This is a genomic window from Ensifer sp. 22521 (assembly GCF_052044795.1).
Classification (GTDB): Bacteria; Pseudomonadota; Alphaproteobacteria; order Rhizobiales; family Rhizobiaceae; genus Ensifer.
Window position 1 is genome coordinate 266667 of the sequence record NZ_JBQENM010000002.1, and the last position, 14325, is coordinate 280991.

The window sequence follows — 14325 nt, forward strand, 5'->3', positions numbered from 1 at the left end:
GCCTCAAGGACGGACATGGAGCGATGGATCCGACACGGGGATGGAAAAATTTCGCAGCCGGCTGAATGGCAGCTCTCGAGAAACAGCAAAAGGCTTCGAGCCGATTACGGATCGGCCCGATTGCGGATCACTACGATCGCCGGGATCAGAGGTCGATGATCGTGCCGCGACCGTCGTTCCAGATGCGCATCTCGCGCTGGCTGTGGGCGGCAGCGGCGGCGGCCGGACGGGCGGTGGCGCGGGCCGGCCTGAGGTTCAGCCGGGCGGCAATCGCGCTGCCGATCACGACGACGGCGGCGATGCCGGCCAGTGCCAGCGCCAGCGAGGCGGTCAGAACGAAGGCCGCAAACGTGATGGTCAGGGCTGCGGCCGTGAAGAGAACAGAGCGAATGCTTTGCATAATCGTCACCTTTCTGATGGCGATGTGGGGGCTCCTCCCCGCACTTGCAAGAGGCGGCTTTGCGAAAGGGGTGCGGCGGTTCGCCTCGTCTTGCGGAACGAGGCAAAGGCGGGCACAACTGAAACATGAGCAAATCGATCGAACATCACCCGGTGCGCCTGCGTCGCTCGGTGCTATCGGTGCCGGCCGACAATGCCCGCGCGCTTGCCAAGGTCGCTGAACTCGCGACCGATGCCGCGATCTTCGATCTCGAGGATGCGGTTGCGCCTGAGCGCAAGATGGAAGCACGCGAGGCGCTGGTTCGGCATCTGACGACGAACCGGCCGGATTGTGAGATCGTCATCCGCATCAATGCGCTCGGTTCCGGCTTTGGCCAGGACGATCTCGCCGCGGTGCTTGCGGCGAAGCCCGACGCCATTCTTCTGCCGAAGGTCGAAAGCCCGGCGGATATCCAGGCGGCGGCCGACTGGCTGGCCGAAAACGATGCGCCGGAGACGCTGCGTCTCTGGGCGATGATCGAGACGCCGCGCGGTGTCATCAACGCGCCTCTTATCGCCGAGACCGGCCGCACCTTCGGCGGCCGGCTCGATTGTTTCGTCGTTGGTCTCAACGACCTGCGCAAGGACACCGGCGTTCCGGATCGCCCCGGTCGCCCCTATCTCGTTCCCTGGCTGATGCAGATCCTGCTTGCCGCCCGCGGCGGCGGGCTCGACGTCATCGACGCCGTGTTCAACGATTTTCGCGACGCTGATGGATTCGACGAGGAATGCCGGCAGGGCCGCGACATGGGCTATGACGGCAAGATGCTGATCCACCCGGCCCAGATCGGCCCGGCAAACGAACGTTTCGGCGTCGAGCAGATCGCCGTCGACGAGGCGCGCGCGATCATCGCTGCCTTTGCGCTCTCGGAAAACGCCGGCAAGGGCGTCATCAATCTCAACGGACGGATGGTCGAGCGGCTGCACCTCGATCAGGCCGTGATGCTCGCCGCCAAGGCGGATCTCATCGAAAAACGAAAGACAAGATCTTGAAACTCTATCGCTTCCTGACCGGTCCCGACGACGCTTCCTTCTGTCACAAGGTGACGGCAGCGCTGAACCAGGGCTGGAGCCTGCACGGCTCGCCCACCTATGCCTTCAATGCCGATACGCAGCACATGCAGTGCGGCCAGGCGGTGTTCAAGGAGGTCGAGGGCAAGGATTACACCCCGGATATCAAGCTGTCGGAACAGTAGTCGAGGCTGTTTGCCGTCGTGCAAGTTTGCCCCTCACCCTAACCCTCTCCCCGCAGGCGGGGCGAGGGGACGCGGTTGATGCTCGCAATCGGCGTGTGAGGCCTGTTTTCTGGTATCGGTTAACCCGTGCTCCGATTGGGATGCGAACGGTACCGCGAGTCTCCTTCGCCCCGCTTGCGGGGAGAAGGTGCCGGCAGGCGGATGAGGGGCAGATAAAACGGGTTAGCCGCCGACGTGCTCGACGCTGGCTTCGATCCGCTCCATGTCGTCGTCGGAAAGGCCGAAGTGATGGCCGATCTCATGGATCAGGACATGGGTGATGATGTCACCCAGCGTCTCCTCGTTCTCAGCCCAATAGTCGATGATCGGGCGGCGATAGAGGGTGATGCGGTTTGGAAACTGGCCGGTTTCCATGGTGAAGCGCTCGCTGATGCCACGGCCCTCGAAAAGGCCCAGCAGATCGAAAGGCGTTTCCAGTGCCATGTCCTCGAAAATGTCGTCGCTCGGGAAGTCGGCAACTTCGATGATGAGGTCGGTCGTCAGCTGGCGGAATTCCTGCGGCAGGTGGCCGTAGGCTTCCAGTGCGAGCTGTTCAAAAGTGGTAAGCGTCGGTGCGTGGCGTTCCCGCCAATCATCGGTCTGGTCAATGCGGGCCATAGGCACTCCTTGTTGCCCTCCATATAGCGATTTTGCCAGTGTTTTTCGAGTGTTGAATTCCGCGGGCATGGGGACAGGAATAAATTCTTAGAATTGGCTGTTGACTCATTTAGGAAGCTCTGGAATCTAATAGAACATAACATGAACATTTATGATGGGAGTTGACCGTCATGGCCGACAAAGCCGTGGAGCGGGAGACGGTACTTTCGCTCCGAGAGACCATAGCCAGGATCGAAAACCGTCGGCTTCCGGGCGTCGTGCGCGCCGCCAAGGCGGCCGATCCCGGCGGCTTCCGTCAGCGCGAGGAAGATGAGCCTGGCCGTCGGGCGCTTGCGCTTGGCGTTACGGATCTGGACACGCTTCTCGAAGGCGGCCTACCGCTCGAAGGCATGACGGAAATCCGCAATGCCGAGACGCGCGATGCCGGCGCTGCCGCCGGTTTTGCCGCAGCGCTCAGTGTGCTCTGCCAGCAGGCGCGCCTGGAAAAAGGCGAGCCGGCAGCCCCCGTTCTCTGGATCAGCCAGTCGATGGCTTCCAACGAGGCGGGCCTGCCCTATGGGTTGGGTCTCAAGGCCTATGGGCTCGATATCCGCGGCCTCGTCTTCAGCCTGCCGCGCACGGTGAAGGACGCGCTCTGGATCGCCGAGGCGGCGCTTTCCGTTCCAAGCTTCTGTGCCGTCATCCTGGAAATTCGCGGCAATCCCGCAGCTCTTGCGCTCAGCGAGAGCCGGCGCCTGCATGTTCGCTCACGCGCGGGCCATGTTCCCCTTCTGCTCCTGCGCCAGTCCGGACACGAGGAGGCCAGCAGCGCCTTCTTCCGCTTCCTTGTCGAGCCGGCGCCGGCGCGCGAGCGTCCCCTACCGGATGGATCGATGCTTCGCGGCAGCATCGGCCATCCCGTCTTTCATGTCATCGCCGAGAAGAGCAGGGCTCCTGCGCCGCTCGGCTTCCTGCTGGAGTGGAACCCCCATGACCGCCGCCTTTACCCCATCGAGCCCCTACCAGCCGCTGCTGCGGCAGATCCAGAACCAGCGCATTCTGTCGCTCGCCTTTCCGCATCTCCCGGCCGATCGGGTCGCGCGCAAGCGCTGGGGGAACTCGTGGCTTTCCCGCGGGCGTCCTGAGCATCCGCCCCTCGTCTTTGCCGACAAGGTGAAGAGTGCGATGCGCCTCGTCGCGCTCGACGGTTACGCCGAAAAAGCGGGTTTTCACATCGGCCAGGGTGTTGCCGAAGCCCGGGCCATGTGTCCCGAGATCGACGTGCTGCCGGCCGATCCCGCCGCCGATCGGGCCCTGCTCGAAGGGCTTGCGGATTGGTGTTGCCGCTATACGCCGCTCGTCGCGCTTGATGGCGACAGCGGCCTCTTTCTCGACATCACCGGCTGCGCCCATCTTCTCGGTGGGGAAAAGGCGCTGCTCGACGATCTGCTTGCCCGCCTCTTCCATCTGGGGGTCGAGGCCCGGGCGGCGATCTCCTCGTCCGCCGGGCTCTCCTGGGCGGTGGCGCGCTTCGGCTCCGACGGCATTCTCGCCCCGGACGAGGCGGCGCGGGTGCTGGCGCCGTTGCCGATGGCGGCGCTCCGGCTGCCGCGGGAAACGATCGAAACGCTTGGCCGGGTCGGGCTCAAGCAGATCGGCGACATCATCGAGGCGCCGCGCGCGCCGCTTGCCCGCCGGTTCGGCGCGACCCTGCTTCTGCGCCTCGATCAGGCGCTCGGGCGGGAGGATGAGCCACTGTCGCCGCGGCTGCCCGTTGCTGCCCTCTCAGTGGAGCGCCGTCTCGGCGAACCGGTCCAGGGCGAAGACGATATTCTCGGCTTGACGGAAGAGCTGGCGATGCGGCTGAAACCGGAACTGGAAAAGCGTGGGCAGGGCGGGCGTCTGTTCGAGCTTCTGCTTTTCCGCGTCGATGGCGCGGTCTTCCGCATCGCCGCCGGCACGTCCTCGCCGCTCAACGAGCCGCGGCGCGTCGCCGGTCTCTTCCGCGAACGGCTGCAGGCGGTGCACGAGGATCTCGATGCCGGCTTCGGCTTCGAAATCCTCAGGCTCTCGGTGCCGAAGAGCGAAAAATACGAGGTGATGCAGGAGGATTTCTCCGGCACTCCGGACCGCGAGCGCCCGCTTGCGGCTTTCGCCGACCGGGTGATGGCAAGGTTCGGGGCGGAGAGCCTGCTGGTGCCGGCTCTTTCGGAAAGCCACGTGCCGGAGCGGGCGGCAAGCTTCCGCCCACTCACGGATCTGGGGCTCATGGGCAAGGCCGAGGCGCCTGCGCAAAACATTCCCGCGACCCTGCTTGCCGCGGCGGCTCGGCCGCAGCGGCTCTTTCCAAGCCCCGAACCGGTAGAGGCGGTGGCCGAGGTGCCGGAGGGGCCGCCGAGAAGCTTCCGCTGGCGGCGCACGCTGCACCGCATCGCACGGGCCGAAGGGCCGGAGCGGATCGCCGGCGAATGGTGGCTCGACGGCGAGCCGGCGATGGAGCGCGATTATTTCCGGGTGGAAGACGAGCGCGGCCGGCGGTTCTGGCTGTTTCGCGAGGGTCATTATGGTGCGAGCGCCCCGCCGCGCTGGTTCATGCATGGAGTCTTCGCATGAGCGACGCTGTCCCCTATTTCGAGATCGGCGCCTGGTCGAATTTCTCCTTCCTCGAAGGCGCGTCCCATCCGGGCGAGATGGTGGTTGCGGCGAGCCGTCTTAACATTGGCGGCCTTGGTATTGCCGACCGCAACACGGTTGCCGGTGTGGTGCGCGCCCATGCGCAGGCCAAGGTGGAAAAATACGCCTTCCAGCCCGGCGCGCGGCTCTCCTTTGCGGAGGACCTGCCCGACGTGCTCGCCTATCCCTGCAATCGCCACGGCTGGGGCAATCTCTGCCGGATGCTGAGTGCTGGAAACCTGCGCGCCAAGAAGGGCACCTGCACGCTCTATGAAGCCGATCTCGTCGAGTGGGGCGAGGACCTGTTGCTCGTCGTGCTGCCGGATCCTGTCATCGGCGCGCCGGAAGCAACCTTGCTTGCCGACTTTCTCAAGCGCCTGAAGCCGCATTTTGCCGACCGGCTCTATCTGGCGCTGGTGCCGCGCTATGACGGCTTCGACCAGCTTGCCTTCGCCGGACTTGCGACCATTGCCCGCCATGCCGCGATCAAGCTCGTCGCCACCAACAGTCCGCTGTTTCATGTCGCCGCGCGACGGCCGCTTGCCGATGTCGTCACCGCCATCCGCGAGCATGTGACGATCGCCACCGCAGGCTACCGGTTGCATGCCAATGCCGAGCGGCATCTGAAGACGCCCGCCGAAATGGCGCGCATCTTCCGCGACTATCCGGAAGCGATCGCCAATACCGGGCATTTCTTCGGGAGGCTGAAGTTCTCGCTGTCGGATCTCGAATATCAGTATCCGGATGAAAGCATTCCGGGCGAGACGCCGACGCAGACCCTTAGGCGGCTGACGATGCAAGGCGCACACGAGCGCTATCCCGAGGGCATTTCGCAGAAGGTTTCGACGCAGATCGAGTACGAGCTCGAGCTGATCGCCAGCAAGCGTTACGAGCCCTATTTCCTGACGGTGCGCAATATCATGCAGTTTGCGCGCAAGGCCGAAATCCTCTGCCAGGGCCGCGGCTCGGCGGCGAATTCCACCGTCTGTTACTGTCTGAGGATCACCGAAGTCGATCCGCTTTCGACCACCCTGCTCTTCGACCGCTTCCTCTCGACCGAGCGCGACGAGCCGCCGGATATCGACGTCGATTTCGAGCACGAGAAGCGGGAAGAGGTGATCCAGCATATCTACCGCACCTACGGCAAGGAGCATGCGGGGCTGACGGCCGCCGTCATCAGCTATCGGGCGCGCTCGGCCGGCCGCGAGACTGCCAAGGCTTTCGGGTTCTCAGAAGACGTGCAATCGGCGCTTGCCGGTTCGGTCTGGGGCTGGTCGGTCGCCGATCTCTCGGAGCGTGAGGCGCAGGCTGCCGGGCTCGATACGAAGGATCCGACGACGGTGAAGGTGCTCGACTATGCCACCGAACTGATGAGCTTCCCGCGCCATCTTTCGCAGCATGTCGGGGGCTTCGTTATTACCCGCGACCGGCTCGACGAGGTCGTGCCGATCATGAACACGGCAATGCCCGACCGCTACATGATCGAGTGGGACAAGGACGATCTCGACACGCTGAAGATCCTGAAGATCGACGTGTTGGCGCTCGGCATGCTCACCTGCATCGCCCGCGCCTTCGAGCTTCTCGACCGGCATTACGGCGAGCGGAAAAACCTGCACCAGCTCTTCAAGGATGAGCAGAAAGCCGTCTACGACATGATATGCCGCGCCGATACGATCGGCGTCTTCCAGATCGAAAGCCGGGCGCAGATGAGCATGCTGCCACGGCTGAAGCCGCGCATCTTCTATGATCTCGTCATCGAGGTGGCGATCGTCCGGCCCGGGCCGATCCAGGGCAACATGGTGCATCCCTATCTGAAGCGGCGCGAGCAGCGCGCACGCAATATCCCCATCGAATATCCAAGCCCTGAGCTGAAGGTCGTGCTGGAGCGGACGCTCGGCGTGCCGCTGTTCCAGGAGCAGGCGATGCAGATCGCCATCACCGCCGCCGGTTTCTCACCCAGTGAGGCCGATCGGCTGCGTCGCGCCATGGCGACCTTCAAGCGCACCGGCACCATCCATACCTTCCACGAGAAGATGATCGAAGGCATGGTCAAGAACAAATATCCGCGCGATTTCGCCGAGCGCTGCTTCAAGCAGATCGAAGGTTTCGGCGAATATGGCTTTCCCGAAAGTCATGCCGCGTCCTTCGCGCTCTTGGTCTATGTCTCGTCCTGGCTGAAGACCTATTATCCGGATGTCTTCTGTGCCGCCCTTCTGAACTCGCAGCCGATGGGCTTTTACGCGCCCGGGCAACTGGTGCGCGACGCGCGCGAGCATGGGGTCCGGGTGCGTCCCGTCGACATCAATCATTCGGTCTGGGATGCCGATCTCGAAGAGGGTGGCCTCGATAAGGGTGCCATCGAGCCGCGTCATCGCGAAATGGAGGACGTGATCAAGACTGACAAGGCGATGCGCCTCGGCTTCAATTCGATCAAGGGGCTGAACCAAGAAGAGATCGAGAAGAAACTCGTCGCCAACCGGGGTACCGGTTACGGGACGGTCCGTGACCTCTGGCTGCGCTCGGGTCTCTCCCGTTCCGCGCTCGAAAGGCTCGCCGATGCGGACGCTTTCCGTTCGATCGGGCTCGATCGCCGCAAGGCGCTCTGGGCGGTGAAGGCGCTGGACGAAAAGAGTGCTGCCGAAAGGCTACCGCTCTTCGAAGGCGCGGCGAGGGCGGAATTGCGGCCGGAGCCAGCCATGATCCTGCCGGAGATGTTGCCGGGCGAGCAGGTGATCAACGATTATCGTTATCTCTCCTTCTCGCTCAAGGCGCATCCGGTCTCCTTCCTGCGAGAGACGCTTTCCGAACAGGGCATCGTCACCAGCCGCACGCTTGCGACCGCCCCGGTCGGGCGGCGGATAACCGTCGCCGGGTTGGTGCTCGTTCGCCAGCGTCCGGGCTCCGCCAAGGGCGTCATCTTCATGACGATCGAGGACGAAACCGGCGTTGCCAATGCGATCGTCTGGCCGAAGGTGTTTGCGACCTATCGCCCGGTGGTCATGGGCGCGCGGTTGGTCAAGATCCGCGGCCGGCTGCAGCGCGAAAGCAGCGTCATCCACGTGGTCGCCGAACACATCGAGGACATCACGCCGATGCTGGGACTGTTGCGCACGGAGGCGCGGCGGTTCGGCGCAAGCGACCGTGCCGATGAAGCGCTGAGGCCCACCGGCGACGCGCGCGAGAAGAAGGCGCAGGGCGATCTGCGCCTGGCCACGGTGCGGCGTTCCGGTGGCAGCCCGGAACAGACGACGGCCGAGGTGGCAGACGTGATGCCGAAGGGGCGCAATTTCCATTGAAGGGAGGGTCCGACCCTCGCTGCTGCAACGGGCAGCCGGGTGGGCCTTTCGAGGAAAAAGCAGATCAACTTACCTAGGTCCGGAACGGTCCGGATCATCATGTGTGAGGCCACAGTCGGGCTCTTCATAGTAGGGTAGCGCCTGCGGTGTGTAAAAATGTCGCAGGAAACGCGCGGCATGATCGACCTCTGGTTTACAAGAATAGTCGTTCACGTTTCTCTAAAATTCTGAAAAGACGAAGTTTTTTGTCAAGTTTAGAGTCGTTCTAATCGACCTGCAACTTCCGCTCGCGGAGTTTTTAGTTGACACTAAATGTCCTGTTTTGCTTTATGCGCTGATACAGGGCGTTGCGTACGACAGGCGAGACGACATGCTGGTTTGCAGCTGCAATTTCATCACGGAAAAAGAGATCGAGGATACGATCATCGGCCTCCTCGACGAGGACTGTTGGCAGCTGATCGTGCCGGCGAAAGTCTATCACGCGATGGAAAAGCGCGGCCGTTGCTGCGGTTGCTTCCCCAATGTCGTCGACATCATCATCCGCACCACCGAGCAATATCACGCGCACCGCGACTCGACGGACGCCGAGATATTTGATTTCATGACCCGCCTCAAACAATTCCATGAGGATAATCGGAGGGCGGATCTTGAAAGGCGACACAAAAGTCATCGAGCAGCTTAACGAAGCGCTCTATCTCGAACTCGGTGCCGTCAACCAGTATTGGCTGCATTACCGCCTCCTCGAAGACTGGGGTTACACGCTTCTCGCCAAGAAGGAGCGCGCAGAATCCATCGAGGAGATGCAGCATGCCGACAAGCTCGTTGCGCGCATCATCTTCCTTGAAGGCCACCCCAACCTGCAGACGGTTGCGCCGTTGCGCATCGGCCAGAACGTCAAGGAAGTGCTGAAGGCCGACCTCGCCGGCGAATACGACGCCCGCACCGCCTACAAGAAATCACGCGACATCTGTCACGCCGCTGGAGACTATGTCTCCATGAAGCTCTTCGAAGAACTGCTCGCCGACGAAGAGGGCCACATCGACTTCCTGGAAACCCAGCTCGAGCTGCTCGACAAGATCGGCGAAGAGAAATACGGCCAGCTCAACGCTGCCCCGGCCAACGAGGCCGAAGCCGACTGAGTTCGGCGCAATATTTGAAAGAAAGGCCGGCGATCTCGCCGGCTTTTTTGTCAGTGAGAACTGCTGCGCACTTTTGCGCCACACGCCTTACGGCGCGAGATGCGCGAAGGCCGTGACGACCTCCTCGTAGACCTTGCGCTTGAACGGCACGATCAGTTCCGGCAGTTCGCGCATCGGTTTCCACTCCCAGGCGTCGAACTCCGGCTCATGCCCGCCCGGCGGCGGGTTGATGGCGATTTCGTTCTCCTCGCCCTCGAAGCGGAAGGCATACCAGCGTTGTGTCTGGCCGCGATACTTGCCCTTGAGACCGATGCCGATCAGGTGCTCGGGCAGATCGTAGTTGATCCAGCCGGGCGCTTCGGCGAGCAGCGACACTGTGCTCATGCCGGTTTCTTCGTAGAGTTCGCGATAGGCGGCCTTCAGCGGATCCTCACCCTTGTCGATGCCGCCCTGCGGCATCTGCCATTGCTGCGGCGAGCCATCATATTCGGAATTGCCGACGGCGATGCGATGTCCAGCCCAGACGAGACCCGCGCGGTTCAGCACCATGACCCCTACGCAAGGACGATAGGGAAGGTCCTCCGCTCTGAGTTGTTTGTCCTTGTCTTTGCTCATCGGCTGCCTCTTCTTTACAATCGTCAAATCATCCTGTCGGGATGGCTGTAACCTAGTTCTGTTGCGGATCCTTGACGAGCGCGGAAACGCCGACGATCTCGATGCCGCGCCCCTGTGCCTCGCCGATCCAGGAGGCAATCGCGCCGACGCTTTCGTCGAAGGCGGAGGCGACGCCGATGGCGGTGCCATTGCGGCGCGCAATGCGCTCGAGCTCGTCGAGCTTCTTCAGGATCGCGCTGCGGCTGAGCTCCGTGTCGAGTGTCAGGTCGGCAAAGCCATGCGGCACATCGAAGGCATCGGCGAGCTTGCCCGAGAGCGATTGCGCCGAGGTACCGTCGTCGAGGAACAGCAGGCCGCGCTTGCCGAGATCGCGCATGACCGGCTCCAGCGCATCGGCATCCGACAGGAAGCGGCCGCCGAGATAATTCATGATGCCGGTATAATTGGTGATCTCGGCGAGGTTGCGGTGCAGTTCGGTCAGGTTCTTCTTGGCGCCGAGACCGATGCGCAAGGCGTTGGGACCGGGATCATTGGCCGGATAGTCGAACGGCTCCATCGGCACCTGCAGCAGGATCTCATGGCCGCTTCGGCGTGCCTCCTGCATCCAGCGCTGCAGGCTGTTTCCGGCGGTAGCAAAGCCCAGCGTCACTTCGCCCGGCAGGTCGCGGATCGCCCTCTGCGTTCCGGTCTGGCTGAGGCCGAGACCGCCGACGACCAGCGCGATGCGGGTGCCGCGCGCGCCGGACCAGGGCCGCGCATATTGATCCATCGGGCGCAGCCCGTCCGGACCGGTGATCGGCAGGCGCCCGGCGGGGCTCTCTTCCAGGAGATCGTCATTGGGCATGGCCGCCATGCGCGGATCCTGGCCGCGGATCGGACCGACATTGATGAGGGCAGGGCCCTTGCCGTCGCGGCCGCGCGGCGAAAACGTGGTAACGGTGGAACCGTCATCGGTGAGCGTATGTTCGACGTCGGCGCCGGAATAGGCGGTCCCCGGCTTCATCGTTCCGCCCGCGCCCGATTGGCCATTTTCTGCCTTCGCTGGTTTCTCGTCGGTGCCCTTGGCGCTCTCGTTCGCCGCTGTTTCGGTCTGACCGCGCTTCAGTCCATCAGGCGCAAGGGTGCCCCACAGCGACAGTCCGACAACCGTCGCAATACAGAGGCCGAGTAAAGAGAACCCGAGCATGCGTCGGGGATTGCGCTTCGCCGCTGGCTTTACCCGCCGGTTCTGGCCCAGGGGGGCATTGAGATCAGTTCCCAAACGGAGCCTCGGTCGATCTGTGCGATGTTGCCGCTTCTGCACGCCCGCCTAAGATCATAGTCGATCACAGGACAAAACACGCAGCAATTCAAAGTGCTGCAGCGACCTTTGCGCATCGAGCAGGACGCGCGGCGCTGCAGTGCGAGGCGGCGCTGAGACGCTTCGCCTGTTCTTCCCTTAGCGCGCCGGTGGCCTGAGAATCAGTGGCCGCGACAGCGCCTGTACCCCTATAATTTAGCGGTGTCGCGTTGACCAGTGCATCTGCCTTGGGCGGAGGATGCGCCTTACTGAAATGCAGAGCGCCGCGTGTTCTTTCGAACACGCGGCGCTCTCAATTGCATACCCTGCAGGCTTACTTCTTGAGCTGCGCCTGTTCCGGGTTGGCCGGGAAGGTCGGATCCGTCTTCTTGCCACGCAACAGGTCGAGTGCGTAGTTGAGCTGCAGGTCGTCCTTCGTTTCCGGCGGCACATAGGCGACCGAGCCCGAACCTTCGTCGGTCTCGCTCTGACCCTGGATGTGACCGCGCAGGTCGGATTCGCCCTGAGCCTCGACCTTGCCGAGCAGTTCCGGCGGTAGTGGCTGTTCGACCTTGATGTCGGGCGAGATACCCGTGCCCTGGATCGATTTGCCCGACGGCGTGTAGTAGAGCGCCGTCGTCAGACGCAGTGCACCGGCTTCTCCGAGCGGGATGATCGTCTGGACCGAACCCTTGCCGAAGGAGCGCGTGCCGAGAACGGTTGCGCGCTTCAGATCCTGCAGGGCGCCGGCGACGATTTCCGAAGCGGAAGCCGAGCCGCCGTTGACGAGCACGATCACCGGCTTGCCATCGGTCAGGTCGCCCGGCGTCGCGTTGAAGCGGCGGGTTTCGTCCGGGTTGCGGCCGCGGGTCGAAACGACCTCGCCACGCTCCAGGAAGGCGTCGGAGACGTTGATCGCCTGGTCGAGCAGGCCACCCGGATTGAGGCGCAGGTCGAGCACATAGCCCTTGAGCTTGTCGGCCGGCACTTCCGCCTTGATCTTCTCGATGCCCTTCTTCAGGTCGTCATAGGTCTTCTCGGTGAAGGAGATGACGCGCAGGTAGCCGACGTCGCCTTCGGTGCGAACCTTGACGGCGCGAACGGCGATGACGTCGCGAACGATCGTCAGTTCGATCGGCTTGTCCGCGCCCTTGCGCAGGATCGTCAGCTTGATCGGGGTGCCGACGGCGCCGCGCATCTTTTCAACCGCGTCTTCGAGCTTCAGGCCACGAACGTCCGCACCGTCAATCTTCGAAATGAAGTCGCCGGCAAGCACGCCGGCGCGTGCCGCAGGCGTGTCGTCGATCGGGCTCGTCACCTTGACGAGGTCGTCTTCCATCGTGACTTCGATGCCGAGACCGCCGAACTCACCGCGGGTCTGGGTGCGCATGTCCTCGGCGTCGGCCGAGTTCATGTAGCTCGAATGCGGATCAAGCGAGGAGAGCATGCCATTGATGGCGTTCTCGATCAGCTTGTCGTCCTGCGGCGGCGTCACATATTGCGCGCGCACGCGTTCGAATACGTCGCCGAAAATTGCCAGTTCGCGATAGGTCGAGGTGTTGGCAGCGACGGCCGGAACGACAGCCGAATAAACCACGCCCATCGCGGTCGCGCCCATGAGCGCTCCGACCAGAACAAGTGAAGCCCTACGTATCATTTCGCGCCTTTCCAACCTCTGCTGCGGTCCACCACGGTCGGGAATCAACCGGTTTTCCGTCTTTTCGGAATTCAATGTAAAGCGTCGGCCGGTCCGTTTCCAGCGCCAAGGCCGCAGCACTTGCGACTCTTTTTGCGCCCATCGTCGCCAGCGGTTCACCCGCCACGACGAATTGTCCGGTCTGCACGCTCACCGTCTCCATGCCGGACAGCACCACATGGTAGCCGTCACCAGGATTGAGAATGATCATCTGCCCATAACTGCGGAAATTGCCTGCATAGACGATCCAGCCATCTGACGGCGCAGTCACCAGCGCGCCGGGATTGGTTTCCAGCATGATCCCTTGCAGGGAGTGCCCCGTGCCATCGGCATCACCAAACTTTCGCAAAAGCGATCCCGCGGCCGGATAGGCAAGCTTATTCCTCAGCTCCGAAAACACGTATGCTGGCGCAATGCGGTTTTTGTCGGGCACGGCATTGCGGGCCAACTCGCGTGCCGCTTCGCGCTCGGCCTCGCTCATGCGCAGGCGCTCTTGCTCCTGGGCGCGGGCTGCTTCTGCGGCCTCTCGAACAGAGGCGATCTGGCTTTCGAGCGAGCCGATCAGGCCCTGGAGATTGGTGGCCTGGCTGGCAAGTTCCTGCGCCTTGCGCTGCTCGGCGGCGAGCTCGCTGGCGCGCGACTGGCGCAGCTTCTCCTTTTCGGCGACCAGCATCGACATGCGGCGCTCTTCTTCGACATTGGCCGTCATCGTCGCAGTCAGCTCTTCACGCTGCCGGTCGATGCCGGCGCGAATGTCGGCCAATGCCTTGAGGTCGGCCACCAGGTTTTCGGTTTCCTTGCGAAGACCGGGTACGACGGCGCCGAGCAGAATGGCGCTTCGCACCGAGGACAGCGCATCCTCCGGCGTCACCAGGATCGCTGGCGGCGGGTTGCGTCCCATCCGCTGCAGCGCGGCGAGAACTTCGGCAAGTACCCCGCGGCGCGAATGCAGGGACTTTCGGACGGCGTCCTCCTTGGTTCGCAGATCGCTCAGTTTCTTTTCGCCGTCGACGATCTGTTGCTCAAGGCCCTGGCGTTTTTTGGCGGAATCGACGATCGCAGCGCGCAGCGTCTCGTTGGTCTTGTCGATCTCGGCGATGGTCTCGGTCAGCGCGTTGGCGCGTTCCTGCGACAGCGTGATGGTCTTCGAAAGCGCGTCGAGTTCGCTGCGCGTGCTGTTGCGGCGAAGGGTGAGGTCGGCGGCAGGATCGGGTGGCCCCTGTTCCTGGCCGGCCATCGAGGCGCCGGGCGGCGTGACCTCCTGGGCGCCGGCCGGCAGGCCGATCGCCAGCGCGAGCGCAAAGGCCGCCGCTTTACGGGCAAGCCGTCCTGCGTCGTCTCTTCCCATGCTGAAAGC

The 14325-nt window shown here is 63.2% G+C and carries 14 protein-coding genes; 7 read left to right on the forward strand and 7 right to left on the reverse strand.

Annotated features, from left to right (window positions below; translation table 11 throughout):
* Positions 1 to 145: 145 nt before the first annotated feature.
* Positions 146 to 400: a hypothetical protein gene (locus tag ACTJKE_RS03360; protein ID WP_058321700.1), complete on the reverse strand. Its 255-nt coding sequence runs from the start codon at positions 398 to 400 to the stop codon at positions 146 to 148.
* Positions 401 to 525: 125 nt separating this feature from the next.
* Here ACTJKE_RS03360 and ACTJKE_RS03365 point away from each other — a divergent pair, with 125 nt between their 5' ends.
* Entirely contained in the window at positions 526 to 1431 is a 906-nt protein-coding gene (locus ACTJKE_RS03365) for an HpcH/HpaI aldolase/citrate lyase family protein (RefSeq protein WP_112995668.1), read from the forward strand.
* Positions 1428 to 1634 (forward strand): DUF1737 domain-containing protein, encoded by a 207-nt coding sequence (locus ACTJKE_RS03370; RefSeq protein WP_057254953.1) that lies wholly within the window; start codon positions 1428 to 1430, stop codon positions 1632 to 1634. Before ACTJKE_RS03365 ends, ACTJKE_RS03370 begins: the two co-directional genes overlap by 4 nt.
* Positions 1635 to 1856: 222 nt before the next feature.
* Here ACTJKE_RS03370 and ACTJKE_RS03375 read toward each other — a convergent pair whose 3' ends face one another.
* Positions 1857 to 2291: a metallopeptidase family protein gene (locus ACTJKE_RS03375; protein WP_057254954.1), complete on the reverse strand. Its 435-nt coding sequence runs from the start codon at positions 2289 to 2291 to the stop codon at positions 1857 to 1859.
* Between the two features lie 170 nt (positions 2292 to 2461).
* Here ACTJKE_RS03375 and ACTJKE_RS03380 point away from each other — a divergent pair, with 170 nt between their 5' ends.
* From ACTJKE_RS03380 to ACTJKE_RS03390, 3 genes are read left to right on the forward strand one after another with little or no spacing between them, the layout of a single operon-like run.
* A complete protein-coding gene (locus ACTJKE_RS03380; protein ID WP_058321701.1) occupies positions 2462 to 3415 on the forward strand; it encodes an ImuA family protein in 954 nt (317 codons plus the stop codon).
* Positions 3330 to 4883 carry a DNA polymerase Y family protein gene (locus ACTJKE_RS03385; RefSeq protein WP_255571363.1) on the forward strand — a complete coding sequence of 518 codons (1554 nt, stop codon included), beginning with the start codon at positions 3330 to 3332 and terminating at the stop codon, positions 4881 to 4883. The genes ACTJKE_RS03380 and ACTJKE_RS03385 overlap by 86 nt, the downstream gene beginning before the upstream one ends.
* Positions 4880 to 8239 (forward strand): error-prone DNA polymerase, encoded by a 3360-nt coding sequence (locus tag ACTJKE_RS03390; RefSeq protein WP_113132353.1) that lies wholly within the window; start codon positions 4880 to 4882, stop codon positions 8237 to 8239. The genes ACTJKE_RS03385 and ACTJKE_RS03390 overlap by 4 nt, the downstream gene beginning before the upstream one ends.
* 298 nt (positions 8240 to 8537) lie before the next feature.
* Here ACTJKE_RS03390 and ACTJKE_RS03395 read toward each other — a convergent pair whose 3' ends face one another.
* The gene (locus tag ACTJKE_RS03395; protein WP_244495724.1) at positions 8538 to 8762 is read right to left on the reverse strand and encodes a hypothetical protein; all 225 of its coding nucleotides are present in this window, start codon (positions 8760 to 8762) and stop codon (positions 8538 to 8540) included.
* On the opposite strand from ACTJKE_RS03395, the gene ACTJKE_RS03400 reads away from it, so the two are divergent.
* Together ACTJKE_RS03400 and bfr are read left to right on the forward strand one after the other, a co-directional pair.
* Positions 8664 to 8921 (forward strand): (2Fe-2S)-binding protein, encoded by a 258-nt coding sequence (locus ACTJKE_RS03400; RefSeq protein ID WP_375374132.1) that lies wholly within the window; start codon positions 8664 to 8666, stop codon positions 8919 to 8921. The two genes, ACTJKE_RS03395 and ACTJKE_RS03400, sit on opposite strands and share 99 nt — an antisense overlap.
* Positions 8887 to 9378 carry a bacterioferritin gene (gene bfr, locus ACTJKE_RS03405; RefSeq protein WP_112995672.1) on the forward strand — a complete coding sequence of 164 codons (492 nt, stop codon included), beginning with the start codon at positions 8887 to 8889 and terminating at the stop codon, positions 9376 to 9378. The genes ACTJKE_RS03400 and bfr overlap by 35 nt, the downstream gene beginning before the upstream one ends.
* 87 nt (positions 9379 to 9465) lie before the next feature.
* Here the strand turns inward: bfr and ACTJKE_RS03410 are convergent, their stop codons facing one another.
* From ACTJKE_RS03410 to ACTJKE_RS03425, 4 genes are all read right to left on the reverse strand, one after another.
* On the reverse strand, positions 9466 to 9993 hold the full coding sequence (locus ACTJKE_RS03410) for an RNA pyrophosphohydrolase (protein WP_057254959.1): 528 nt from the start codon (positions 9991 to 9993) through the stop codon (positions 9466 to 9468).
* 52 nt (positions 9994 to 10045) lie between these two features.
* Complete coding sequence (locus ACTJKE_RS03415; protein ID WP_113132354.1) at positions 10046 to 11254, reverse strand: divergent polysaccharide deacetylase family protein; 1209 nt, start codon at positions 11252 to 11254, stop codon at positions 10046 to 10048.
* 352 nt (positions 11255 to 11606) lie between these two features.
* Positions 11607 to 12929, reverse strand: coding sequence for a S41 family peptidase (locus ACTJKE_RS03420; RefSeq protein WP_057254961.1), 1323 nt, complete (start codon positions 12927 to 12929; stop codon positions 11607 to 11609).
* A complete protein-coding gene (locus tag ACTJKE_RS03425; protein ID WP_112995675.1) occupies positions 12919 to 14316 on the reverse strand; it encodes a murein hydrolase activator EnvC family protein in 1398 nt (465 codons plus the stop codon). The genes ACTJKE_RS03420 and ACTJKE_RS03425 overlap by 11 nt, the downstream gene beginning before the upstream one ends.
* Positions 14317 to 14325: the final 9 nt, after the last annotated feature.